The 23,569-nt window shown below is 66.3% G+C and carries 20 protein-coding genes and 1 pseudogene; 15 read left to right on the top strand and 6 right to left on the bottom strand.

All coding sequences use genetic code 11. The annotated features are described in order from the left end of the window. The first annotated feature begins 188 nt into the window (after positions 1 to 188). Entirely contained in the window at positions 189 to 1,631 is a 1,443-nt protein-coding gene (locus BYZ73_RS18505) for an ArnT family glycosyltransferase (RefSeq protein ID WP_181498103.1), read from the top strand. A 243-nt stretch (positions 1,632 to 1,874) separates the two neighbouring features. Here BYZ73_RS18505 and BYZ73_RS18500 read toward each other — a convergent pair whose 3' ends face one another. From BYZ73_RS18500 to BYZ73_RS18480, 5 genes are all read right to left on the bottom strand, one after another. Then, positions 1,875 to 2,876, bottom strand: coding sequence for a hypothetical protein (locus BYZ73_RS18500; RefSeq protein ID WP_112317212.1), 1,002 nt, complete (start codon positions 2,874 to 2,876; stop codon positions 1,875 to 1,877). Then, complete coding sequence (locus tag BYZ73_RS18495) at positions 2,873 to 4,642, bottom strand: hypothetical protein (protein ID WP_112317211.1); 1,770 nt, start codon at positions 4,640 to 4,642, stop codon at positions 2,873 to 2,875. The genes BYZ73_RS18500 and BYZ73_RS18495 overlap by 4 nt, the downstream gene beginning before the upstream one ends. 166 nt (positions 4,643 to 4,808) lie before the next feature. Continuing rightward, positions 4,809 to 5,819, bottom strand: a complete 1,011-nt coding sequence (locus tag BYZ73_RS18490) for an NAD-dependent epimerase/dehydratase family protein (protein WP_112317210.1) — start codon at positions 5,817 to 5,819, stop codon at positions 4,809 to 4,811. A 243-nt stretch (positions 5,820 to 6,062) separates the two neighbouring features. Then, on the bottom strand, positions 6,063 to 6,374 hold the full coding sequence (locus BYZ73_RS18485) for an H-NS histone family protein (protein WP_108028854.1): 312 nt from the start codon (positions 6,372 to 6,374) through the stop codon (positions 6,063 to 6,065). 473 nt (positions 6,375 to 6,847) lie between these two features. Next, entirely contained in the window at positions 6,848 to 7,459 is a 612-nt protein-coding gene (locus tag BYZ73_RS18480; RefSeq protein WP_112317209.1) for a helix-turn-helix transcriptional regulator, read from the bottom strand. 101 nt (positions 7,460 to 7,560) lie between these two features. Here BYZ73_RS18480 and BYZ73_RS18475 point away from each other — a divergent pair, with 101 nt between their 5' ends. From BYZ73_RS18475 to BYZ73_RS18410, 14 genes are all read left to right on the top strand, one after another. Continuing rightward, on the top strand, positions 7,561 to 8,040 hold the full coding sequence (locus BYZ73_RS18475) for an autoinducer binding domain-containing protein (protein WP_181498102.1): 480 nt from the start codon (positions 7,561 to 7,563) through the stop codon (positions 8,038 to 8,040). A gap of 175 nt (positions 8,041 to 8,215) precedes the next feature. Continuing rightward, complete coding sequence (gene fabI, locus BYZ73_RS18470) at positions 8,216 to 8,980, top strand: enoyl-ACP reductase FabI (protein ID WP_112317207.1); 765 nt, start codon at positions 8,216 to 8,218, stop codon at positions 8,978 to 8,980. Positions 8,981 to 8,991: 11 nt separating this feature from the next. After that, positions 8,992 to 11,526 carry a DUF3141 domain-containing protein gene (locus BYZ73_RS18465; protein ID WP_245895820.1) on the top strand — a complete coding sequence of 845 codons (2,535 nt, stop codon included), beginning with the start codon at positions 8,992 to 8,994 and terminating at the stop codon, positions 11,524 to 11,526. Further along, entirely contained in the window at positions 11,523 to 12,932 is a 1,410-nt protein-coding gene (locus BYZ73_RS18460; RefSeq protein ID WP_112317206.1) for a bifunctional enoyl-CoA hydratase/phosphate acetyltransferase, read from the top strand. Before BYZ73_RS18465 ends, BYZ73_RS18460 begins: the two co-directional genes overlap by 4 nt. Positions 12,933 to 12,936: 4 nt before the next feature. Continuing rightward, positions 12,937 to 14,145, top strand: a complete 1,209-nt coding sequence (locus tag BYZ73_RS18455; protein WP_112317205.1) for an acetate/propionate family kinase — start codon at positions 12,937 to 12,939, stop codon at positions 14,143 to 14,145. Beyond that, a complete protein-coding gene (locus BYZ73_RS18450) occupies positions 14,142 to 14,795 on the top strand; it encodes a CoA transferase subunit A (RefSeq protein WP_108028861.1) in 654 nt (217 codons plus the stop codon). The genes BYZ73_RS18455 and BYZ73_RS18450 overlap by 4 nt, the downstream gene beginning before the upstream one ends. Beyond that, positions 14,795 to 15,448 (top strand): 3-oxoacid CoA-transferase subunit B, encoded by a 654-nt coding sequence (locus BYZ73_RS18445; RefSeq protein WP_112317204.1) that lies wholly within the window; start codon positions 14,795 to 14,797, stop codon positions 15,446 to 15,448. Before BYZ73_RS18450 ends, BYZ73_RS18445 begins: the two co-directional genes overlap by 1 nt. A gap of 222 nt (positions 15,449 to 15,670) precedes the next feature. Next, entirely contained in the window at positions 15,671 to 16,696 is a 1,026-nt protein-coding gene (locus BYZ73_RS18440) for a LacI family DNA-binding transcriptional regulator (RefSeq protein WP_112317203.1), read from the top strand. Between the two features lie 96 nt (positions 16,697 to 16,792). After that, a complete protein-coding gene (locus BYZ73_RS18435) occupies positions 16,793 to 18,094 on the top strand; it encodes an ABC transporter substrate-binding protein (RefSeq protein ID WP_112317202.1) in 1,302 nt (433 codons plus the stop codon). Between the two features lie 127 nt (positions 18,095 to 18,221). Then, complete coding sequence (locus tag BYZ73_RS18430) at positions 18,222 to 19,088, top strand: carbohydrate ABC transporter permease (protein ID WP_112317201.1); 867 nt, start codon at positions 18,222 to 18,224, stop codon at positions 19,086 to 19,088. A 12-nt stretch (positions 19,089 to 19,100) separates the two neighbouring features. After that, on the top strand, positions 19,101 to 19,931 hold the full coding sequence (locus tag BYZ73_RS18425) for a carbohydrate ABC transporter permease (RefSeq protein WP_112317200.1): 831 nt from the start codon (positions 19,101 to 19,103) through the stop codon (positions 19,929 to 19,931). A gap of 11 nt (positions 19,932 to 19,942) precedes the next feature. Next, complete coding sequence (locus BYZ73_RS18420; protein WP_112317199.1) at positions 19,943 to 20,947, top strand: ABC transporter ATP-binding protein; 1,005 nt, start codon at positions 19,943 to 19,945, stop codon at positions 20,945 to 20,947. Beyond that, positions 20,944 to 21,717: an L-iditol 2-dehydrogenase gene (locus BYZ73_RS18415; RefSeq protein WP_112317198.1), complete on the top strand. Its 774-nt coding sequence runs from the start codon at positions 20,944 to 20,946 to the stop codon at positions 21,715 to 21,717. Before BYZ73_RS18420 ends, BYZ73_RS18415 begins: the two co-directional genes overlap by 4 nt. After that, on the top strand, positions 21,717 to 23,222 hold the full coding sequence (locus BYZ73_RS18410) for a mannitol dehydrogenase family protein (protein ID WP_112317197.1): 1,506 nt from the start codon (positions 21,717 to 21,719) through the stop codon (positions 23,220 to 23,222). The genes BYZ73_RS18415 and BYZ73_RS18410 overlap by 1 nt, the downstream gene beginning before the upstream one ends. A 126-nt stretch (positions 23,223 to 23,348) precedes the next feature. Here the strand turns inward: BYZ73_RS18410 and BYZ73_RS22855 are convergent. Further along, positions 23,349 to 23,569, bottom strand: a pseudogene (locus tag BYZ73_RS22855) (hypothetical protein); the annotation flags it as partial.

Genomic DNA, 23,569 nt, shown 5'->3' with positions numbered 1-23,569 from the left:
GCATGTGGGGCGCCGGCCGTCGCACCCGTCTCGGCGCCTTTTCCGGTTCCGCCGGCAGGCTCCCCGAGGGCTGGTGCCGTCTCCGCTCTCTGCGGAATGGACTTTTCCGCCATCACCCGGCAAGACCCGTTGCGGACGGCGTGCCCGTCCTTGCCCGCCCCGACGTCACCCCAATAGACGAGGATTTCATGAACTCCTGGCTCCGCGATCCGCAGAAGCTCGGCCTTATCCTGATCTCGGGTCTGGCGCTTTTCTACTTCACGCAACTGCCGGTCGGCCAACTCTATCGCTTCGACGAATTTCTCACCCTCGACCGGACGAACGGTTTTCTGCGCTTCGGAGACTGGACGACCGTCTATTCCTCGAACCTTCCGAATTTCCAGAAGCCGCCTTTGCAATACTGGATGGGCGCGGTCTTTCTGGGCGCGGGGGTCGACGAAACCGTCGCGATCCGGATCCCGTCCTGGATCTTTTCGGTCGTCTGTCTGGTCGCGACGGCCTCGCTGGCCCGCAGCATCGTGCCCGCGCACCCCCATGCCGCGCCGGCCGCCGTGATCCTGCTGGCCAGCTCGACCGAGTTCTGGTCCCATGCCATGTCCGGCATGCTCGAGACCGGATCGGCCGCCTTCGTCACGCTTGCCCTGCTCTTTGCGTATCGCGCCCTGAAAGAGCCCGCAAACTGGTGGTGGGTCGCGGTGGCGGTCGGTCTTGGCGCCCTGCAGAAATCGCCCGGAGCCCTTGCCGCCGTGGCCGTCTTCGTCGCCGGGGCGGCGCTGGCCGCGCGGCTTCGGGGCGTGGCCTTGCCCGGCCTGAGGTCCCGGATCTTTCCGGTCGCGGGTCTTCTGGCGCTGTGCCTCGCCGCCGCCTGGCCGCTGCTGCAGATCCTGTTGCACGGATCTGCGGCCATCCGATCGGCCGTCGACAACGAACTGATCGGCCGGTTTTCCCCCGACGCAACCTCCGGAATGCGCGGTTTCGGCGATGTCTGGGGGATCGTGATCCGCGACGAACCCTTCCTTAGGCTCGGGGCCATCGCCGGGCTTTTCGTCTTGCCGACGCTCTTGCGCGACCCGCGGCTTTTCGGCTTCACGGCGGTGGTGCTGGGATATGTCGCCAGCATCGTTCTGGCCGGGGGCGCGGTCTATCCGCGCTATACCCTGAACCTCGTCCCCTTGTTCTGCGCGGTCGTGGCGGTCTGGATCTTTCAGTCGCAGGCACGGTTGCGCCGGAAATGGATCTTGACCGGGATCATGTCGTTGCTGCTTCTGGGGCCGCTGAAACCCGCCATCCTGGTGTCCGGGCAATCGGCCCGCGATCAGGCCGCGCAATCGACCGTGCTGCCGACCGTGGGCATGCAGCTTCAGGACGACGAAACGCTGGTCGTCTGCGGCTGGGACAGAAAGACCCGTTTCTCGCCCGGCGCCGTGTCGTTCTATGCCTCGAACGGACGGCCGTTCGTCTATCTCACGCAGAAGGAAGACCTTGGCCCGAAGCTGAGCGCCCTGACGGGGCGGCCGATCCGGGGCGTCTGTTCGTCCTCGTCCTTTGCAGAGCTGAGCGAGGTGTTCGACGCGGCCGAGGTTGTCGAGCGTCTTGCCCCCGACTACGTGGTCTTCACCGTGCGGCCGTAATGCGCCGCAAGGCGGCTTGGGTCTTCGCAGATGGACCCGCCGGGACGCTGCCGGTCCGGCCAGTTCGACCGGCTGACGGCGCGCCGCCTGGATAGCAGGCCCCCAGGCCCCCAGGCCCGCCTTGACCGACGGCGATCCAGTTCCGGAATGGAGGTCGCGCGCTCCAAAGTTCATCGCTTGCGTCCGACACCCAAGGCGCCGAGACGTGACGAGATCAGCAGTCGCCAAGGCCGAACGGGGCGATCAGTCCAGCGTCTTGCAGCAGCGGAAGCCGAGGTGGTAATTCTCGTGGCTCGACGGGCTCATCACCCGCGCGCCGTGCCAGAAGGGGGCGCGCCAGCGGCACCAGTCGGGATGGGCGCGATACTTGTCCCAGATGAACCAGGACCCCTTCATCTCGGTCACGCCAAGCCGCGTGCTGCCCGCGCTGGCCATCTGGTCGGGGGCCAGAGGCAGGTTCATGTGTTCTGCCGTGTTGCCGTTGATGTCGTAGACCTTCAGCGGGCTGGTGCAGCCGTTGAAACTGCCGGTCGGGTAGGTGTTCGACCCGCAATTCCCGAACCCGCCGCCGGGGCAGGTCGGGCTTTTGACGCTGTCCTGCGCGCAGACCCCGGTGCGGAAGGCCGGGCCATAGCTCCAGCTGGCAGAGCTTTGGTATCTGGCATTATGCGCGGCCCGCATCCGGTTGACGGCGCCCGAGTCCGACTGGCCGCGAGCGAGGTCGAAGCGGTAGTCGGGCGGCTCGAGCGCACCGGCGCAGGCGCCTTCCCATTCATGCGCGTCGCACAGCCGCTTGCCTTCGGCGGCGCAGATCTCGGCGGCCTCCTTGGCCTTCACCCAGACCACCGGGTAGCTGCACGGAATATCGGGATATTCGAACTGGTCGATACAGGCCTTCGCGTCATCGGGTCGTTCGGTCCGGGGATCGTAAAGCGGAGCCATGTATTTGGCGCCGCAAATCTTTTCGAACCGCTTGTCGGCATAGGCGGCCAGCGCATTGCCGCCGGCGCGGGAATTGCACTCTTCGCGGGTCATGGCGTGGCGGGTGATAGCCGGATTGCCCTGCCCCAGAACCCGCGAGCGCGCAAAGATCTGCTGGATCCGCTCGATTGCCGGGCCGCTGACGCCGCGCACCGATTGCAGTTCGCGAAAGAGTTGGGCATTCGAGTCAGCCAGGCTTTGCGCGGTGCCGGGTGTCGCGGCAAGGGCCAGCCAGATCGTAAGGAGGCCCAGAATGCGGGTCATGGCAACGGCTCCTTGCGCATCAGGTAAAAGAAGTCGCGGTTGTCCGGGAAGCCGATGAAGCGCGGAATGACATGGCCGTCGCGGCTTTTCTCGTCGATCCGGCTCATGCCGGCGACCAGATGGCGCGCGTCGATGCCGCCGCCCTTTTCCGGCGTGTAAAGCGCCATGTAGGTGTGCTCGATGGCGTTCATGTCCAGCAGCATGGCATAGTCGCAGCCATAGGCCTGGAAGGTGCGGGCCATGGCCGAGGGAGTCGCGGTCGAGAACCAGCCATAGATCAGGAACTGGCGGCCGGCCGCGGTCTTCATGCAGGCCCCGGCGCGAAGCGTCCGGAGATCGGCATTGGCCGAGCCTGACCAGTTGCCCGCCCCCCATTGCCGGACCAGCGGGCCGACCACGCCGTTTCCGGTCGCGGGGTCGCGTTCGATGATCGGCACGCCATTCTGCCGGGCAAAGCGGATCTGCGGCAGCAGCGCATTGTCGGCCTCGGTCCAGGTCTTCATGCCGACGGTGCCGTCATCCAGAACGAAAAGCGTCGAGAGCCCGGGCTGCAGGCTGCTGAGGACGGTCCCCTGCACGACAAAGCCGTAGTGGTGGCCATTGTTGAACCCGGCCATCGGCCCGAAACGGAAGGCACCATGGTCGCGCTTGAACCCACCCGTAAAGGTGGCTGCGATCCGGCGGGCCTCTTGGGGGTTGACCATGCCCATGGTCGCCAGCGGGCGCGCGGTGTCGAACCCGTCCGGGCCGGGCAGGGTCCAGCTTCGGCCCGCCCCCGAGGGACGCGAGGACCATTCGAGCCGGGGGTGTTCGGTTCCGGTTTCGTAGCCGATGTCGAAATTCGTCATGTCGAAGGCCACGAGATAGACATCCGCCCGAGACTCGACCCCGTCGAGCGCGTTCGTCTCGCCCCGGCGCCCGAGGATTTCGGGGCTGATCATGCGCGGCTGCAGGGCCGAGGCATAGATGCCCGGCGCGCCGCGCACGGCATACCAGGCGCCCATCTCCATGCGTTCGGGGGTGGCGCCGACAAGGCTGAAGGTCATGGTCGTGTACATGACCGGGAAATCGCGAAGGTCAGCCCGGCCCAGCATTCGGTTGACCTCGCCGGGATCGGCGCCGGCCAGGACCTCGCCGCTGGCGAGATAGCGGTCCTTGTAAAGCGTGTCCTTGACGAAGCCGACGAGGGATTCCCCGAACCACACGTTGTCGCGCAGGAATTCGGCTGTCCGTTCAAGATTGGTGCGCGCCCCCGAAACCGGGTTGCGCAGATAAAGCTGGCCGTCGCAGATCGGCGCGAAGGGCAGACCCGAGGTGCGGGCGTCGGACAATTCGGGCGTCGCCATCGTCCAGGGTCGGCACTTGATCCGGGTCTGGCCCTCGGTCAGCAGGATGGCCGGAACCGGATCGTCGCTGAGCGCGACATCGCGGGTCAGCGGATCCGGGTTTTCCAGGTGATAGGCTTCGCTCCTCTGGCCGGGGCGGTCGATTTCCAGCAGGAACCAGCCATTGGCATAGGGGTTGAGCGAGGTCAGCCGGACCCGGGTGCCATCGCGCGACAGGGCGGTCTGCGAGGCACGAAGCCCCTGCAACTCGACCACCGATTTCGCGCGGGGGGCCTGGGCGTCTGCATTCTGGATCGCCAGCCTGACGGCGCCCGGATGCGGAATGGTCTGGCCCGTAACTGCGGTCGGGGGAACAGCCATCGCCGCCGCGCAGGCAAGGGCGCGGAACGTCTGGGCGGCAGTCTGAAAATACGCGGTCATGATGTCGTCTTAGGCAACCGCTCTAAACAAATAGTATTCGCGAAACAGGATTGTCTCTGAGCCGGAAACCCTTCCTGTTTTCAGGTAACCACGCAGGTCTTCGCCCGGCAAGGGGCAACGGCAGGAACCCTGCCGTTTTCCGTTCCTTTCCTGCGGATTGCGGTTTTCAGGACGCGTGGTTCGCCTGAAACCAGTCCACGAACCGGGCGACGCCCTCGCGCATCGGCGTCTTCGGGCGATAGCCGGTCAGGCGCTGCAGCAGCGAGGCGTCGGCCCAGGTGGCCGGAACGTCCCCCGGCTGCATGTCCATGTAGTTGCGGATCGCCGGCGTTCCGAGCTCCGATTCGAGCGCGTCGATAAAGTCGAGCAGCCGCACCTTCTCGGAATTGCCGATATTGACCACCCGGAACGGGGCGACCGGGCTCAGGCTGTCGCCCTCGGGCACGCGGCCGTCGGCGGGCCGTTCGGGGACGGCGTCCATCAGCAGGCGGATGCCGCGCACCAGGTCGGTGACATAGGTGAAATCCCGATACATGTCGCCGTGATTGTAGATGTCGATGGGCTCGCCCCGGACGATGCGGCTGGCGAACTTGATCGGCGCCATGTCGGGACGGCCCCAGGGCCCGTAGACCGTGAAGAAGCGGAACATCGTGGTCGGCAGATCGTGCAGGTGGGCATAGGCATGGCCCATCGCCTCGGTCGCCTTCTTCGTTGCCGCATAGATCGTCAGCGGCAGGTCGGCCTTCTGGGTTTCGGCAAAGGGCATCTCGGTATTGGCGCCATAGACCGACGAGGTCGAGGCCATCATCAGATGCCGGACCGACTGGCGCCGGGCGGCTTCCATCACGTTGAAGGTGCCGACGAGGTTCGAGTCGACATAGGCGCGTGGGTTGTCGAGGCTGTAGCGAACGCCAGCCTGGGCCGCGAGATGGACGATGATGTCGGGGCGAAAGCCGTCGACGGCCTGCGACAGGGCGTCGTTATCCTCCAGCATCGCCTCGGTCATCGCAAAGCCCGCTCGGCCTTCAAGCTGCGCCAGGCGGCGGCGCTTGAGCGAAACGTCGTAATAGTCGGTCATGCCGTCATAGCCATGCACGGTCATGCCTTCCGCCAGCAGAAGATCGGCGAGGTGGAACCCGATGAAGCCGGCCGTGCCGGTAATGAAGACGCGGGTCATGCGAGCCCTTCCCGGTTCAAGGATTGTGCCGCCTGTCTAGAGCGCTGCACCGGCAAGGGAAAGGGGGAGAGCCAAGCTCGGGGGTGGGGGCGCTTTGTCGATTTGACCCCGAGCGCGCTTCGCCCGTTTGCGGTCGTCCATGTTCCCCCGGGCGGAGGCTCCGGCCGGGTCGCCATCGGCGAAGCTTCGGCCCGGCAGGTCCCGGGGCGGGCACCATCCCGGCGCCGCACCCCAGGGGAGAGGTCAGGCGATGGCGAAATCCTCGAGACTGGCGCCTTTCGACAAAGCCTCTTCCAGCCAGCGCGGACGGCGTCCGCGGCCGCTCCAGGTTTCGGCGGGATTTTCGGGATTGCGATATTTCGCCGTGGGTTTCACCCGGCGCGCCTTCTTGCCCAGTATATCGTCCAGGGAGTAACCCATTTCCTTGGCGGTTGCCTCAAGAACTGCGCGGGCCTTTGCCTTCTCGCGTTCGTGAAAAGAAGAGATCGCGGTGTCGACGTCCTTGCGGAGTTCCTTGAGTTCCTTGAGCGAGAGGGTTTCCAGGTCTTTTGGCATCTCGGTTTTCCTTCGATCGAGTGGGGATCGACTGTTAGTCGTCTGCAATGGCGGGACTTTGTACCGAGAAATTGTCTTTGCCAAGAGCGAAATGGCTGCCGAGGCGGATTTTAAGCCGTGCCGTGTTTTCGGCATCTTTAAAAGCGGAATTTCGCCCGGTCCCGTCTATTAATAAATTGATTGCGTCGATGCGTATACTAATTGATCAAGCGAAGTTCCGCCATCCGGAACCGGCCTACTCGGCAAGAATTGAATCGACCTCTGCATTCCAGCCCTTCGAGGCGAGTATTTCCGGAACGTTCGCCGCAGGGGGGCATCGTCCGTTGCACTGCAGGCGCAAATATGATGGCCTTTATAGGTGCAGTGTGCCGGTTTTCCAGTTGGCAAGACGTCGGGCGGCGTGCGCCGGTCCCGGAAAGCTAGGGCTAGGAAAAAGATCCCGAAATTCGGAACAACGCGGCGTGCCGCGGGCGTCAGATCACGCCGCGGCAGCGCGCCAGGGATGTCGCCTGCGACGTGGTGGCGGCGCCGAGCTTGCGCTTGGCATTGGCCAGACGGGCCTTCACGGCGCTCATCGAGATGTCGAGCTCGGCCGAGATCTCCTTCAGGCGCAGGCCGTCGGCCTGCATCCGAAGCGCCTCGGTCTCGGCGCGGGTCAGGGGGCGTTCCCCGGACTCGGATACGTGCAGGCGGGTGACGATGCCCAGAAGCTCGGCCATTTCCGTCGGGCCATAGGCGCGATCCGACCGGGCGAAGGTGCCATAACTGCGCCGTCCCGAGTCGCCTGGCCGCATTACCGAGACCACGGCCCCAAAGCGCAGTCCGAAGGCGGCGGCCTGTCCGAAGACGTCGGAAGGATCGTCATGGGCCAGCGCCGCCCAGGGCGTGACGCCGGTGCGCGCATAGACCCAGCGGAAAACGGGGTCCTGCACGATAAGTCCGCTGCGCGCATAGTAATCCGTCCAGTCTCCGGGCAGGCGGTTGATTTCCTGGGCGGGATAGGCGAACCCGAGCCGCAGCCCGACATAGAACCCTGCGGGGGCAAGCGTGGCGAGACGGTCGGTCAGTTTCTTGCGAAGATCCATCGGCTATACATCTGGTCGGGAAGGGCTTGAACTATGCGGCGCTTTGGTAGCAGGAGCGGCGCCGGATTTCCATGGGCGTTTGCGAGGCGCGGCGGATGTCGATGAACAGGGTAAACAAGGCCGCCGAACTGCTGGGGGCGCTGCGGCAAAGCTGCGACACCGGTTTCGTGGCGGCACTGCATATCCGCTTTACCCGCCCGCTGGTGATGTACCGGACCTATCCGCAGGCCTGGTGCGATCACTACGACCTGAACGGGCTGGTGGTCAGCGATCCGTCGGTCCGCTGGGGGTTCTGCAATACCGGGGCCATTCACTGGGACGATCCCGCGCTTGACGACCCGGCCGGCGTGATCGCCGCCGCGCGGTCCTTTGGCGTTGCCAATGGCGTGACGGTCTCGGTCGGCCCCGCGACCTCGCGCAGCCTGGCCGGGCTCTCGCGCGCGTCGGGGCGGTTCGGCGCGGCCGAGGTGCAGCATCTGGTCGGTCTGGTCGAGACCCTGCATCTGGTCCTGGACGGGATCGAGGGCGAGGACGGTCCCGAACTTCGGGCACTCCGCGCGCTCGGCGGCCCCGCCGCCTGAAAGCGCCCGGCACGCGAAGGCCGCAGGGCGGCCCGCGCCTTTTCCACCCCCTGCCACAGCTTTGTCATCGTCGCCGGTTACGCTGCGGGTGCAAAGAGATCCGAAGCGCGCTATGCTGCAGGTGCAAAGACGCTGCGGCTGCAAGGGCAGGCCCACGGCGGTACAGGGAGCACGCATGTTTTCACTGGAAGGCCAGACGGCACTGATCGTCGGGATCGCGAACGACAAGTCCATCGCCTGGGGCTGCGCCCGTGCGCTGCGCGCCCAGGGAGCCCGGATCGCGGTTACCTATCTCAATGACAAGGCAGAACCTTTCGTCCGGCCGCTGGCCGAGGAGATCGGCGCCGAGATTTTCCTGCCGCTCGATGTGCGCAACGAGACCGAGATGGATACCGTCTTCGCCGAGATCGGGGCGCGCTGGGGGCGGCTCGACACGGTGGTGCATTCGATTGCCTTCTGCCCGCGCGATGACCTGCATGGCCGCGTTGTCGACTGTTCGGCCGAAGGCTTCTCGCTGGCGATGGACATTTCGGTACACTCTTTCCTTAGAATGATTCGGAGAGCGGAGGCGCTGATGCCCGCCGGGGGCACCTGCATGACCGTGTCCTTTGCCGGGGCGACGCGCGTGGTCGAACACTATAATGTCATGGGCCCGGTCAAGGCCGCCCTGGAAACGACGGTGCGCTATGCCGCCGCCGAACTGGGGCCGAAGGGCATCTCGGTGCATGCGCTCTCGCCCGGGCCGCTGGCGACGCGGGCGGCTTCGGGGATCGCGGAATTCGACGAACTGCTCGATGCGGCGGCCGAGCGGGCGCCGACCCATCACCTGGCCACCATCGAGGATGTCGGGGCCTATTGCGCGTTTCTCGCCAGCCGCGAGGCGTCCAACGTGACGGGGGGCGTTCACGCCATCGACGGCGGCTATTCGATCATCGGCTGAAGGAGACGACCATGAACATGCATGTGGAACGCAGTTCCTCCGACGACGCCGCAGAGATGATGCAGGCCCTGATCGGGGGCTCGGGAGCGATGGCGCAGGACCGGCTGGCGCTGATGACGGCGGTGGCCAGTGCGGCGCTGGAAAACGCCGACCTGATGCGCGAGGTTGCCGGGCGGCATGGCAACCGCATGCTCGACACCCATTCGACCCGGGCGCGCGATCTGCTGGCGCAGATGCGCCGGCTGATGGATGCGGCGCGAAGCTCGGGGACCGACCTGACGCCAGCGAGCCTCGCCGCCTCCTATCGCGACTATCTGCGCGATGCCGGCGAACGCTGGGTGCTGGCCATGGACGCCCTGCGCGAGCGCGGCGACATTTTTCGCGAGCACGAGGCGGCGGGCTGCCCACCCGTGCTGATCTACGATTACGAGGTGGTGATCGACGGGGCCGACCTGCCGCATCCCTGCAATTATCAGCTGTTGCGGATCCTGCCGCGCGACGGGATCGAGGTGTGGGACGACAAGCGGCCCTACATCATCATCGACCCGCGCGCGGGCCATGGCGGCGGCATCGGCGGGTTCAAGCCAGACAGCCAGGTCGGTGTGGCGCTGAAGGAGGGCCATCCGGTCTATTTCGTGGCCTTCGGGCGCGATCCGAAGCCGGGCCAGACCATCGCCGATGTCTGCCGGGCCGAGGCGGAATTCGTGCGCGAGGTGACGCGGCTTCATCCCGAGGCCGCCAAGCCCGTTGTCATGGGCAACTGTCAGGGCGGCTGGGCGACGCTTCTGCTGGCGGCGACCAATCCCGACCTGACGGGGCCGATCGTGCTGAACGGCACCCCGGTCGCGACCTGGTCGGGCGAGGTCGGTCGGCACCCGATGCGCTATAATGGCGGCATCCTCGGCGGCACCGTGCAGCCGATGCTGTGGTCCGATCTGGGGGGCGGCCGCTTCGACGGCGCCAACCTGGTGACGAATTTCGAGCTTCTGAACCCCAGCCGCAACTATTTCCGCAAGTATTACGACATCTTCCGCGACATCGACCAGCCCGGCGCGCGCCAGCGCTTTCTGGAATTCGAACGCTGGTGGGGCGGCTTCTTCACGCTGAACGAGCCCGAGATCCGCTGGGTCGTCGAACAGCTTTTTGTCGGCAATCGGCTGACCAAGAACACCGCGATGCTGGAACCGGGGCGGCCGGTCGACCTCAAGATGATCCAGGCGCCGATCATCGTCTTCACCAGCCATGGCGACAACATCACGCCGCCGCAGCAGGCGCTGAACTGGATCCTCGACGGCTATGCCGGGGTCGACGAGATCCGCATCCGTGGCCAGCGCATCGTCTACATGATCCACGAAGAGGTTGGGCATCTGGGGATCTTCGTGTCCTCGAAGATCGCCAAGAAGGAACATACCGAGGTGTCCTCGACGCTGAAGACCATCGAGGCGCTGGCGCCCGGTCTTTACGAAATGAAGATCGACGCCGCCGAAGGCCGGGGCCAGAACCGCAAGTTCCTGGTCAGCTTCGCCGAACGGACCTTCGCGGATCTGGAAAAGATATCGGGCGGGCGCGACGAAGAGGCGGCCTTTGCCGCAGTCTCGCGGATGAGCCATATCCAGTCCGAAGCCTATGACGCGATGGTCCGCCCGATCGTCCGGGCCTCGGTCAACCCGCAGGTGGCCGAGGCGACGCGGCGGCTGCATCCGCTGCGGCTGCAGCGGGCGATGATGTCGTCGATGAACCCCTGGATCGCGCCGATCTCGACCGCGGCCCAGAAGGTGCGCGAGGACCGCAACCCGGCGGCCATCGACAACCCCTTCCTCTGGGCCGAACGCTTCGCCGCCGATCTGACCGAACAATGGATCGATTTCGGCCGCGACATGCGCGACGCCTGGTATGAGATGACCTTCTTCGCGCTCTGGAACACGCCTTGGGCGCGGGCCTTCGGCGCGCCCGAGGCTCTGCGGCGCACCCGCAAGTCGACGGCCGAGCTGCGCGCCCTGCCGATCGTGCAGACGGTGCTGTCGCATGTCGATCAGGGCGGGTTCGTCGAGGCGGTGATCCGCATGCTGATCCTGCTGGCTGAAAGCCGCGGATCGGTCCGGCGCGACCGGCTGGAACGCTCGGCCCGGGTGCTGAACCGGGACGAGCCCTTCGCCTCGCTGACGGCCGAGTGCCGCGCGCGCATCCTGCACGAACAGACGCTGATCGCGACCTACGATCCCGAGGGCGCCATCGAAACCCTGCCCAAGCTGTTGCGCGATCCCGAGGAACGCGAGCTGGCGGTGCGCGTCGTCCAGTATGTGCCGGGGCCCATCGACGAGATGGCGCCGCACACGCTGGAAATGCTGCAACGCTTCCGGTCGGTTCTGGGCCTTAAGCCGCTGACCGCCGATGTCATCGACGACCCGCTGGCGCCTCCGGGCGCGGGCGCCCCCCGGGCCACGCGCGATGCGGTCGAGCATCCCGGACCCGAAGACAGCGTCAGCGAGACCCCGAAGCCTTTGGGCCGGGCAAAGGCGGGTGCAGAAGGAAAGACTGCTGAATGAAGATTACGGAAAACCGCACCTATGACGAGATCTCGGTGGGCGACAGCGCCGAGATCGTCCGGATCAGCACGGAAGACGATTTCTATGTCTTTGCCAGTGCCTCTGGCAACTACAACCCGATGCATCTGGGGCGGGTCGATGGCGATGGCGACGGGGCGACCGAGGCAGTCGCGCCCGCGATGTGGGAGGCCTCGCTGATCTCGGCCGTTCTGGGTAACCTGCTGCCCGGTCCCGGAACGCTGTACCAGAGCCAGAGCCTGATCTTTCACGAACGCGCCCATGCCGGGGACGAGCTTCTGACCCGGGTGAGGGTCGTCGAAAAGCGCCCGCCGAACCGGATCGTTCTGGAAACCCGGGTCGAACGCTGTTCGGACGGGGCGCTGGTGCTGGACGGCGAGGCCGAGGTCAAGGCGCCGCCGAAGAAGCTTGTGTTCAACGATCTGGAAATCCCCGGTCTGGTGATCGAACGCCACCGGCATTTCGACGCGCTGATCGCGCAGGCCGAACCGCTGGCGCCGCTGCCGACGGCGGTGGTCTGCCCCGAAGAGGCGCGCTCGCTGGGCGGGGCACTTCTGGGCGCGCGGCACACGATCATCGCGCCGATCCTGATCGGCGATCCCGCGAAGATCGCGGCGGCCGCCGCCGAGATCGGCGCCTCGCTGGCCGGGATCGAGATCGTCGAGGCGACGGATCACGAGCGCGCCGCACATCTTGCGGTCGATCTGGTGGCGGGCGGCCGGGCGGCCGCGCTGATGAAGGGGCATCTGCACACCGACGTGCTGCTGAAGGCCGCGCTGCGCAAGGAGAACGGCCTGCGCGCCGGGCGGCGCTTCACCCATGTCTTCGTGATGGACGTGCCGGGCGTGCCGCATCCGCTGCTGGTGACCGATGCCGCGATCAACATCGCCCCGGATCTGCGCACGAAGGTCGACATCGTGCAGAACGCCATCGACCTTGCGATTTCCATCGGGATAGAGGTGCCGAAGGTCGGCGTGCTGTCCGCAGTCGAGACGGTGAACCCCGACATTCCCTCGTCGCTCGATGCGGCGCTTCTGTCGAAGATGGCCGAGCGCGGCCAGATCCGGGGCGGCATGGTCGACGGGCCGCTGGCGATGGACAATGCGGTCGATCTGACGGCCGCGCGTACCAAGGGCATCACCTCGCAGGTGGCGGGGCGGGCCGAGGTTCTGGTCGTGCCGAACCTCGATGCGGGCAACATGCTGGCCAAGCAGCTGGCCTATATCAGCCATGCCGAAGGCGCGGGCGTGGTGATGGGGGCGAAGGTCCCGATCATCCTCAATTCGCGGTCGGACGACGACAAGGCGCGGCTGGCCTCCTGTGCCGTGGCGACGCTGCACAATGCCCGGCTGCACGGGCTGATGCCGGCCCGGCGGGCTGCGGAGTAGACCCATGTCGCATGTTCTGACCCTGAATGCGGGGTCCTCCTCGCTGAAATTCGGCTTTTTCCGTCTGAACGGCACGGTCGAGGACCCCGACCCGCGCATCGTCGGCTCGATCGAGCGGATCGGTGCGGGTGAGCGCGCCCATATCAAGGCCAAGCGGCAGGACGGCTTCGTGCTGATCGACCAGGAATTTGGGCGCAACCATGTGCCCGATCACGACACGGCCCTGGCCCGGGCGGTCGAGTTCCTGAAAGAGCAGCGCCCGCAGGCCAAGCTTGACGCCGTCGGTCACCGGGTGGTGCATGGCGGGCCCGATTATGACGAGCCGGTCGAACTGACCCAGACCGTGATGGACCGCCTTGCCCAGTTCGAGCCGCTGGCGCCGCTGCATCAGCCGCATAATCTGGCGGGTGCGCGTGCGGCGCTGAAGCTGTTTCCAGAGGCGGTGCAACTGGCCTGCTTCGACACCGCCTTCCACCGCAACCATCCCTGGGTCAACGATACCTTCGCGATCCCGCGCAAGTATTACGACCAGGGTGTGCGGCGCTACGGGTTCCACGGGCTCAGCTATCAGTACATCTCGGAAACGCTGCGCGAGGTCGCGCCGCATCTGCATATGGGCCGGACCGTGGTCGCGCATCTGGGCAACGGCGCCTCGATGTGCGGGCTGATGGGCGGGCGTTCGGTCGCCTCGACCATGGGCTTCTCGGCGCTCGACGGGCTGCCGATGGGCACCCGCTGCGGCCAGCTCGATCCGGGCGTGCTGCTTTACATGCTGATGAACGAGGGCATGACCCCGGCCGAGATCGAGGACGAGCTTTACCGCAAGTCGGGGCTTCTGGGCCTGTCGGGGCTGTCGAACGACATGCGCACGCTCGAGGCCGCGGGCACCGAGGAGGCGCGACAGGCCATCGACTATTTCGTCTTCCGCATCCGCCGCGAACTGGGCGGTCTGGTTGCGGCGCTGGGCGGGATCAGCACCATGGTGTTCTGCGGCGGCATCGGCGAGAACTCGGCCCTGATCCGCGAAAAGGTCTGTGCGGGCATGGGCTGGATCGGGATGGAACTGGACGAGACCCGCAACATGCGCAATGAGCGCATCATCTCGACCGATTTCAGCCGGGTGCGCATCCTGATCATTCCCACCGACGAGGAAATCGTCATCGCCCGCGCGGCCCGCGACATGCTGGCCCGGCGCGCGGAGACCGCGGCATGAAGCGTGCGCTGAAACCGGCCGAGGCCGCCGAGATGATCCCCGAGGGCGCTGTGCTGCTGATCGGCGGCTTCATGGGGGTGGGCTCGCCGCATCGGCTGATCGACGCGCTGGTGGCACGGGGCGTGGGCGGCTTCACCGTCGTCGCCAATGACACCGCGCGGCCGGGCAAGGACATCGGCAAGCTGATCGACGCCCGGCTGGTGGCGAAATGCATCGTCAGCCATATCGGTCTGAACCCCGAGACCCAGCGCCAGATGATCGCGGGCGATCTCGAGGTCGAGCTGGTGCCGCAGGGCACGCTGGTCGAACGCATCCGCGCGGGCGGCGTCGGGCTTGGCGGCGTGCTGACCGCCACGGGGCTTGGCACCGTCGTCGCCGAGGGCAAGCCGACGGTCGAGGTCGACGGCAAGACCTATCTTCTGGAAAAGCCGATCCGGGGCGATTTCGCGCTGATCGGGGCGCGGCAATGCGACTATGTCGGCAATCTCGAATACACTCTGACCGCGCATAACTTCAATCCGGTGATGGCGATGGCCGCCGACACGGTGATCGCCGAGCCGCATCACGTGATGCCCGTGGGGATGATCCCGCCCGATGCGGTCAAGACGCCCGGGGTGCTGGTCGACCATATTCTGGAAAGGCTGATCTGATGGACGCCAAGGAAGTGATCGCCCGCCGCGTAGCGCAGGAGGTGCGCGAGGGGATGCTGGTCAATCTGGGGATCGGCCTGCCCTCGATGGTGGCGAATTTCGTGCCCGACGACATGCATGTCTTCTTTCAGGCCGAGAACGGGGTGATCGGGCTGGGCCAGCGGCCACCGGACGGGATGGAGGATCGCGACCTGACCGATGCGGGCGGCGGTTTCGTGACCGCGGTGCCCGGGGCCGCCTCGATCGACAGCGCGATGAGCTTCGGACTGATCCGGGGCGGGCATCTGGACATGACCGTGCTGGGCGGGCTGCAGGTGGACGAAAAGGGCCATCTGGCCAACTGGATGGTGCCGGGCAAGATGGTGCCGGGGATGGGCGGCGCGATGGACTTGGTGTCGGGCGCGCGCCGGGTGATCGTGGCGATGGTCCATGCCGCCAAGGGCGATCCGAAGATCGTGCCCGAATGCACCCTGCCGCTGACCGCGCTGCGCCGGGTCAGCCTGATCGTGACCGAGATGGCGGTGATCGAGCCGACCGACGAGGGTCTTGTCCTGCGCGAGCGCGGGCCGGGCGTCGCGGTCGACGACATTCTCGCGGCAACCGCGGCCCGGCTGATCGTGCCCGACGAGGTGCCGGAAATGGTCCTGGCCTGACGGGCCGGACCGGCAAGCTCTCTTGAGCGACCGGATCGGCGCGGGCCCGCAAGGGGCCGGGCTCAGCAGGATTGTGCCGGGTCCGGCCCGGGGGGCTCATGGTGCGCGGACCGGCCAATGCTCCCAGAACAGGCTTGTATCTTTCCGCGCGACAAGAAAAACTGATCGGGGGAAGATAGCGGCCCGGCGCGTCGCGCGGGCCCGTTCAGGCTGCGGGGCCCGATGAGCGACGGAAGGATCAGGAACATGGAGGAATTCGCGGCGGTCAGCGGACTGTCGCGGCCCACTGTCTCGAAGTATTTCCACGACCCGGCCAGCGTGCGTCCCTCGACCCGGGCGCGGATCGAGGCCGCGCTGGAAAAGCACGATTATCGCCCGAACATCTTCGCGATGAACCAGAACCGCAAGCTGACCAAGAATGTCGGTATCGTGGTGCCCTATCTGGCCGATCCCTTCTTCGCCGAGATTGCGCGCAATCTTGAACAGCGCTGCATTGCCGCCGGATACCGCCCCACGCTGTACAGCGCCCATGGCGATCCGGCGCTGGAAAACGACATCCTCGACAGCCTGCGGTCGCTGAAGCCTGCGGGCGTGCTGCTGGCGCCGCTGGGTCGGGTCTCGGACCTGCGCGCGATCGAGAAGTTCTGCGCCGATGTGCCGACCGTGCTGTTTGACAGCATGGTCGATGTCGCGGGGCTGACCTTCGTCGGGTCGGACAACCCGCAATTCGCGACGCTGATCGTCAATTACCTGTGCCGCACCGGCGAGCCGCCCTGCTTTTTCGAGATGAAGACCCCCTCGAACCCCAATGCCAACAAGCGGCGGCTGGGCTACATCCAGGCGATGGAGCGGCTCGGCCAGACGCCCCATGTCATCCGGGCCGAGGGCGAGGGCTGGAACTTCGAGGAAATCGGGCGGCGCGGCGGGGCCCGGGCGCTGGCCGAGGGGCAGGTCCGGACCGACACCGTGCTGTGCAGCAACGACCGGCTGGCCATCGGCTTTCTGACCGCCTGCTACGAGGCGGGGCTTAGGGTCGGGCATGGCGAGCGCTGCGCGCTGCGCGTGGCGGGGCAAGACGATCACCCGTTCTCGCGCTATGCCTGCCCGCCGCTGACCACGGTGGCGCAGGATTACGAGGCGATCTCCAGGCTTGCGGTCGAAACGCTGTTTCGCGTGATCGCGGGCGATGCGCCCGCCGGGCAGTCCACGCTTTTCGAGGGACGGCTGGTCATGCGGGACTCGGCCTGAGCCTCCAAAAACTTTTCGCGCGTAAAAATAAATTGACGCAGCGGCCATGCCACCTGTAGCGTTAACGCGTCACATCCAGATTTAGGGAGGAGACGGATGTACGCGAAACACGCACTTCGTGCGGCGATGGCTTGTTGCCTGACGGCAGCGGGCATCGCGCAGGCGGATGTCATAACGATCGCCACCGTCAATAACGGCGACATGATCCGCATGCAGGGGCTGACCAGCGATTTCACCGAGAAGACCGGCCATCAGGTCGAATGGGTGACGCTTGAGGAAAACGTGCTGCGCCAGCGGGTGACGACCGACATCACCACCAAGGGCGGCCAGTTCGACATCATGACCATCGGCATGTACGAAACCCCGATCTGGGGCGCGAACGGCTGGCTGGTGCCGCTGGACGACCTGCCGGCCGCCTATGATGCCGACGACATCTTGCCCGCGATGCGCGACGGGCTTTCCCATGACGGCACGCTTTATGCCGCGCCCTTCTACGGCGAAAGCTCGATGATCATGTACCGCACCGACCTGTTCAAGCAGGCCGGGCTGACGATGCCCGAGGAGCCGACCTGGGACTTCGTGGCCGAGGCCGCGCGGCAACTGACCGACACGGACAACGAGGTCTACGGCATCTGCCTGCGCGGCAAGGCGGGCTGGGGCGAGAACATGGCCTTTCTGACGGCGATGGGCAATTCCTTCGGGGCGCGCTGGTTCGACGAGGACTGGAAAGCCCAGTTCGACAGCGATGCCTGGAAAGAGACGCTGACCTTCTATCTCGACCTGATGACCGATGCCGGGCCTCCGGGCGCGTCGAACAACGGTTTCAACGAGAACCTGTCGCTGTTCCAGCAGGGCAAATGCGCGATGTGGATCGACGCGACCGTCGCGGCCTCCTTCGTGACGAACCCGGCGGATTCGACCGTGGCCGATCATGTGGGCTTTGCGCTTGCGCCCGACGACGGCAAGGGCAAGCGCGGCAACTGGCTCTGGGCCTGGGCGCTTGGCATTCCGGCGGGCACCCAGAAAGAGGCCGCGGCCAAGGAATTCATCGAATGGGCCACGTCGAAGGACTATCTTGCGCTGGTCGCCGAGAAAGAGGGGTGGGCCAATGTGCCGCCCGGCACGCGGGCCTCGCTTTATGCCAATCCCGAGTATGAGAAGTTGCCCTTTGCCGCGATGACGCTGAAGTCGATCGAGACGGCCGATCCGCTGCATCCGACCGTCGATCCGGTGCCCTATGTCGGCGTGCAGTTCGTGGCGATCCCGGAATTCGCGGGCATCGCGACCGAAGTCGGCCAGGAATTCTCGGCCGCGCTTGCCGGACAGCAATCGGCCGACGAGGCGCTTCAGAAGGCGCAGGCCCTGACCACCGACGCGATGGAAGCCGCGGGCTACTAGGTCTTGCTCCTCCCGGTCCGGGGGCGCCGCGCCTGCGCGCGAGCCCCGGGCCGCCTGTCGCCCGAGATCGCCTTCCGGCGGTCCGGCTCCCGCTCCGCGCGCCGGAGACATCAGGAGAGGTTTCGTTATGGCCACCCGGCATTCCCGCTCTGCCGCCCGGTTGATGATGGCGCCGGCCGTCATCCTTCTGCTGGGCTGGATGCTTGTCCCGCTGACGATGACGCTGTGGTTCTCGTTCCGGAAATACCTGCCGCTCCGGGGCGGCGACCTGGGCTGGGCGGGGCTTGAGAATTACAGCCGCTTCGTCAGTTCCAGCGCGTTCTGGCCCAGCGTGCAGGCGACGCTGATCATCGTCGGCGGCGTGCTGGCGATCACGGTCTGTCTGGGCATTCTGCTGGCGCTTCTGCTCGATCAGCCGATGTGGGGGCAGGGGGTGGTGCGGATCCTGGTGATCGCGCCTTTCTTCGTGATGCCCACGGTGTCGGCGCTGGTCTGGAAGAACATGTTCATGGACCCGGTCAACGGGCTTTTCGCGCATCTCTTCAAGGCCTTCGGGGCCGAGCCCCTGTCCTGGCTGTCGCAGGCGGCGCTGCCGTCGATAATCCTGATCGTCAGCTGGCAATGGCTGCCCTTCGCCACGCTGATCCTGCTGACCGCGATCCAGTCGCTCGACCGCGAACAGCTGGAGGCCGCCGAGATGGACGGCGCGCCGCCGCTCAAGCGGTTCTGGCATATCATCCTGCCGCATCTCAGCCGCGCCGTGACCGTGGTGATCCTGATCCAGACCATCTTCCTGCTGTCGGTCTTCGCCGAGATCTTCGTCACCACCCAGGGCGCCTTCGGGACCCGGACGCTGACCTACCTGATCTTCCAGCGCGTGTTGGAAAGCCAGAATGTCGGGCTCGGCTCGGCGGGCGGGGTCTATGCCATCATCCTCGCCAATATCGTTGCGATCTTCCTGATGCGCATCGTCGGCAAGAACCTCGACCGCTGAGGAGCAAGGTCCATGGCACGCGCCGTCACCCCGAAACGCAAGGCGATCACCACCGCGCTGGCCTGGGCCGCGGGACTGGTGATCTTCTTCCCGATCCTCTGGACGATCCTCACCAGCTTCAAGACCGAGGCCCAGGCGATCAGCGACCCGCCGGTCTTCCTGTTATTCGACTGGACGCTGGAAAACTACGGCATCGTGCAGGAGCGGTCGGACTACATGCGGTTCCTCTGGAACTCGGTCCTGATCTCGCTGGGCTCGACATTGCTTGGGGTCGCGATCGCGGTGCCCGCGGCCTGGTCGATGGCCTTCGTGCCCTCGAAACGCACCAAGGACATCCTGCTGTGGATGCTGTCGACCAAGATGCTGCCGGCGGTGGGGGTGCTTTACCCGATCTATCTGATCTTCATCCGCTTCGGTCTGCTCGACAGCCGCGCCGGTCTGGTGGTCGTCATCATGCTGATCAACCTGCCGATCATCGTCTGGATGCTGTACACCTATTTCCGCGAGATCCCGGGTGAGATCCTTGAAGCCGCGCGGATGGACGGCGCCACGCTGAAAGAGGAAATCCTTTACGTGCTGACGCCGATGGCGGTGCCGGGCATCGCCTCGACGGTTCTGTTGAACGTCATTCTCGCCTGGAACGAGGCGTTCTGGACGCTGAACCTGACCGCGGCCAATGCCGCGCCTCTGACCGCCTTCATCGCCAGCTATTCCAGCCCCGAGGGTCTGTTCTACGCCAAGCTTTCGGCGGCATCGACCATGGCGATCGCGCCGATCCTGGTGCTGGGATGGTTCAGCCAGAAACAGCTTGTGCGCGGCCTGACCTTCGGCGCCGTGAAATAGGAGGGGGAGCAATGGGGCGTATCACGCTCGACAAGGTGACGAAAAGCTTCGGCGCGGTCGAGGTCATTCCGCCGCTGGACCTGACCATCGAGGATGGCGAGTTCACGGTCTTCGTCGGGCCTTCGGGCTGCGGCAAGTCCACGCTGCTGCGTCTGATCGCGGGGCTCGAGGATGTCAGCAGCGGTCAGATCCGCATCGACAGCAAGGACGCGACCGATGTGCCGCCCGCCAGACGCGGCCTTGCCATGGTGTTCCAGTCCTATGCGCTTTACCCGCATATGAGCGTGCGCAAGAACATCGCCTTTCCGTTGCGAATGGCGAAGATGGACCGGGCCGAGATCGACCGGCGGGTCGAGGCAGCCGCCTCGGTGCTGAACCTTACCGATTATCTCGACCGCCGCCCGGGGCAGCTGTCGGGCGGCCAGCGCCAGCGCGTTGCCATCGGCCGGGCCATCGTGCGCGAACCGGCGGCGTTTCTCTTTGACGAGCCGCTGTCCAATCTCGACGCGGCGCTTCGGGTCGGCATGCGGCTCGAGATCAGCGAATTGCACGAACGCCTGACCACGACGATGATCTACGTGACCCACGATCAGGTCGAGGCGATGACCATGGCCGACAGGATTGTGGTACTGCGCGCGGGCCATATCGAGCAGGTCGGCAGCCCGCTCGAGCTTTACCGAACGCCCCGAAATCTCTTCGTTGCGGGCTTCATCGGCTCGCCGCGGATGAATTTCATCGAGGGCGAGTCGGCGCGCCGGGTCGGCGCCCACACTCTGGGCATTCGTCCCGAACATATTGCCGTTTCCGACAGCGGGGGCGAGTGGTCGGGCACGGTCGGCGTGTCGGAGCATCTGGGCTCGGACACCATGTTCCATGTCCATGGCACCGGGCTGGCCGACATCATCACCGTGCGCGCCGATGGCGAGGTCGGCTTCAAGCATGGCGACCGCATCCACATGACGCCGCGGCCCGATGCGATGCACCGCTTCGACGCGGCGGGGCTCAGGATCGGATGAGACGGCTTGAGGGAAAGACCGCGCTGATCACCGGCGCCGGGCGAGGTATCGGGCTGGCCTTCGCCCGTGCCTATCTGCGCGAAGGCGCGCGGGTCGCGCTGGCCGATCTCGACATCGGTCGCGCCCGCGCCGCTGCCGCCGAACTGGGCGAGGGGGCCATTGCCGTCGAGATGGACGTGACCCGGCAGGACAGCATCGAGGCGGGCGTCGCCGACACCGTGGCCGCGCTGGGCCGGATCGACATCCTGATCAACAACGCGGCCCTCTTCACCGCCGCCCCCATCGCCGAGATCGCGCGCGAGGACTACGACCGGGTCTTCTCTGTCAATGTGGCCGGCACGCTCTTCACCCTGCAGGCAGTCGCGCGGCACATGATCGAGGCGGGCATCAAGGGTCGGATCATCAACATGGCCAGTCAGGCCGGGCGCCGCGGCGAGCCGCTGGTCGCGGTCTATTGCGCCAGCAAGGCCGCCGTCATCAGCCTGACCCAGTCGGCCGGGCTGAACCTGATCCGGCATGGCATCAACGTGAACGCCATCGCCCCCGGCGTCGTCGATGGCGAACATTGGGACGGGGTTGACGCCTTCTTCGCGCGCTACGAGGGCAAGGCGCCCGGCCAGAAGAAGGCCGAGGTCGGCGCGGCGGTGCCCTACGGGCGCATGGGCCGGGCCGAGGACCTGACCGGGATGGCGGTGTTTCTGGCGTCAAGCGAGGCCGATTACATCGTCGCCCAGACCTATAATGTCGATGGCGGAAACTGGATGAGCTGATGACCGATACCCCCGGCAAAACGCCCCCGATCCGGCTGTGCGAGCTTACCCTCTCCGATCTGCCCGAGGCCATCGCCCGGCCGCGCTACGACCGCGCCCGGCTGCGGCCCGGCATCGTGCATATCGGTCTTGGCAATTTCCACCGGGCGCATCAGGCGTGGTATCTGCACCGGCTGATGCAGCAGGGGCTGGCGCTTGACTGGGCGATCCTCGGGGCGGGGGTGCGCCCGCAGGATGCGGGCATGCGCGACCGGCTATTGGTGCAGGACTGCCTGACGACCTTGATCGAGCTCGATCCGAACGGCGTCTCGGCCGAGGTGACGGGCGCGATGATCGACTTTCTGCCGGTCGAAGAGGGCCATGGCCCACTTATCCGCGCCATGTCCGACCCCGCGATCCGCATCGTCTCGCTGACCGTGACCGAGGGCGGCTATTACACCGATGCGGGCGGCGGGCTCGATCGCGACCATCCCGATATCCGCCACGATGCCGCCCATCCCGACCGCCCCGTCACCGCCTTCGGCGCGATGGTGGCGGCGCTGCGCACCCGGCGTGCGGCGGGGCAGGGGCCCTTTACCGGGCAATGCTGTGACAACCTGCAGAACAACGGCGCGGTACTGCGCCAGACCGTTGTCGGGCTGGCCCGGCTGTCGGACCCGGACCTTGCCGACTGGATCGACCGAAAGATGAGCTTTCCCAATGCGATGGTCGATTGCATCGTGCCCGCGACCGGCCAGCGCGAGCTGGATCTGGCCCGCTCGCTCGGCATCCAGGACCGCGCCCCGGTCACCCATGAGAATTTCCGCCAATGGGTGATCGAGGACAACTTCTGCGCCGGGCGGCCGCCCTGGGAAGAGGCGGGCGCCACGCTGACCGACGATGTCCATGCCTATGAGAGGATGAAGATCCGCATCCTCAATGCGGGCCATCAGGTCCTTGCCAATGCCGGCGAGCTGCTGAGCCTGCCGACCATCGCCGCCTGCATGCGGGATCCCGACCTGTCGGGCTTCTTCCGCAAGGTCGAAAGCGAGGAAATCGTGCCCCATGTCGCGCCGGTCCCCGGCATGACCCCTGCTGCCTATCTCGACCTCATCGCGCGGCGCTTCGGCAATGCCGCGATCCACGACACCACTCGGCGTGTCGCCTTCGACGGGTCTTCGCGGCATCCGGGTTTCGTGCTGCCGGTGCTGCGCGAACGGCTGGCGGCGGGGCGCTCGGTGCAGGGGCTTGCCCTGACCGAGGCGCTCTGGGCCCGTATGTGCGCGGGAACCCGCGAGGATGGCAGCGTCATCGAGCCCAACGACCCCCACTGGCCGTCGCTGTCCGAGGCCGCGCTGGCCGCGCGGCAGGACCCGGCCGTCTGGCTGGCTCAGGCCCGGATTTACGGGGACCTCGCCCGAGCCCCGGCCTTTTCCTCGGCGTTTTCAGGCTGGCTGCGCCGCCTCTGGGCCGAGGGAACCCGCGCCTCCCTGACGGCCTATCTGGGGCAGGCGGCGGCGCCCTGATCGTCGCGGCGAAGGGACCGAAGCCTGTCCCAGATAGGCCGCCCGGGCGCGGATCGGTCGCGATGGCCGCTCCGGAGCTACCGGGGCCGCCGATGGACCCTCTGTCCTGGCGTCGCGGAAGGTGGCCTAGAAGTCCGTCCAGCCCGCGTCGTTCACGGCCCGTTTCGGCTGGCTCCCCGGGCCAGATGACGCCGCTGCCGCATAGGCGGATGGCGACGGGCTCCGCGGGCGGGCGAGCGCGGGGCCGCTGCCTTTCAGACGGAACCGGGCGACGAGGCTTTGCAGATTGCCTGCCTCCTGCTTCATCGTCACCGCGGCGGCGTTCGCCTCCTCGACCATGGCGGCGT

Origin of the sequence: Rhodovulum viride, from assembly GCF_003265965.1 — a bacterium.
GTDB classification, from domain to species: Bacteria; Pseudomonadota; Alphaproteobacteria; order Rhodobacterales; family Rhodobacteraceae; genus Rhodovulum; species Rhodovulum kholense.
This window is presented reverse-complemented; position numbering and strand designations above follow the sequence as displayed.

Excerpts from the sequence above, each read along its gene's own strand:
- BYZ73_RS18425 (WP_112317200.1), top strand. The coding sequence starts at position 19,101 with ATGGCACGCGCCGTCACCCCGAAACGCAAGGCGATCACCACCGCGCTG.
- BYZ73_RS18415 (WP_112317198.1), top strand. The coding sequence starts at position 20,944 with ATGAGACGGCTTGAGGGAAAGACCGCGCTGATCACCGGCGCCGGGCGA.
- BYZ73_RS18435 (WP_112317202.1), top strand. The coding sequence starts at position 16,793 with ATGTACGCGAAACACGCACTTCGTGCGGCGATGGCTTGTTGCCTGACG.
- BYZ73_RS18460 (WP_112317206.1), top strand. The coding sequence starts at position 11,523 with ATGAAGATTACGGAAAACCGCACCTATGACGAGATCTCGGTGGGCGAC.
- BYZ73_RS18490 (WP_112317210.1), bottom strand. The coding sequence starts at position 5,819 with ATGACCCGCGTCTTCATTACCGGCACGGCCGGCTTCATCGGGTTCCAC.
- fabI (WP_112317207.1), top strand. The coding sequence starts at position 8,216 with ATGTTTTCACTGGAAGGCCAGACGGCACTGATCGTCGGGATCGCGAAC.
- BYZ73_RS18480 (WP_112317209.1), bottom strand. The coding sequence starts at position 7,459 with ATGGATCTTCGCAAGAAACTGACCGACCGTCTCGCCACGCTTGCCCCC.
- BYZ73_RS18485 (WP_108028854.1), bottom strand. The coding sequence starts at position 6,374 with ATGCCAAAAGACCTGGAAACCCTCTCGCTCAAGGAACTCAAGGAACTC.
- BYZ73_RS18440 (WP_112317203.1), top strand. The coding sequence starts at position 15,671 with ATGAGCGACGGAAGGATCAGGAACATGGAGGAATTCGCGGCGGTCAGC.
- BYZ73_RS18420 (WP_112317199.1), top strand. The coding sequence starts at position 19,943 with ATGGGGCGTATCACGCTCGACAAGGTGACGAAAAGCTTCGGCGCGGTC.
- BYZ73_RS18500 (WP_112317212.1), bottom strand. The coding sequence starts at position 2,876 with ATGACCCGCATTCTGGGCCTCCTTACGATCTGGCTGGCCCTTGCCGCG.
- BYZ73_RS18465 (WP_245895820.1), top strand. The coding sequence starts at position 8,992 with ATGAACATGCATGTGGAACGCAGTTCCTCCGACGACGCCGCAGAGATG.
- BYZ73_RS18505 (WP_181498103.1), top strand. The coding sequence starts at position 189 with ATGAACTCCTGGCTCCGCGATCCGCAGAAGCTCGGCCTTATCCTGATC.
- BYZ73_RS18430 (WP_112317201.1), top strand. The coding sequence starts at position 18,222 with ATGGCCACCCGGCATTCCCGCTCTGCCGCCCGGTTGATGATGGCGCCG.
- BYZ73_RS18445 (WP_112317204.1), top strand. The coding sequence starts at position 14,795 with ATGGACGCCAAGGAAGTGATCGCCCGCCGCGTAGCGCAGGAGGTGCGC.
- BYZ73_RS18475 (WP_181498102.1), top strand. The coding sequence starts at position 7,561 with ATGAACAGGGTAAACAAGGCCGCCGAACTGCTGGGGGCGCTGCGGCAA.
- BYZ73_RS18410 (WP_112317197.1), top strand. The coding sequence starts at position 21,717 with ATGACCGATACCCCCGGCAAAACGCCCCCGATCCGGCTGTGCGAGCTT.
- BYZ73_RS18450 (WP_108028861.1), top strand. The coding sequence starts at position 14,142 with ATGAAGCGTGCGCTGAAACCGGCCGAGGCCGCCGAGATGATCCCCGAG.
- BYZ73_RS18455 (WP_112317205.1), top strand. The coding sequence starts at position 12,937 with ATGTCGCATGTTCTGACCCTGAATGCGGGGTCCTCCTCGCTGAAATTC.
- BYZ73_RS18495 (WP_112317211.1), bottom strand. The coding sequence starts at position 4,642 with ATGACCGCGTATTTTCAGACTGCCGCCCAGACGTTCCGCGCCCTTGCC.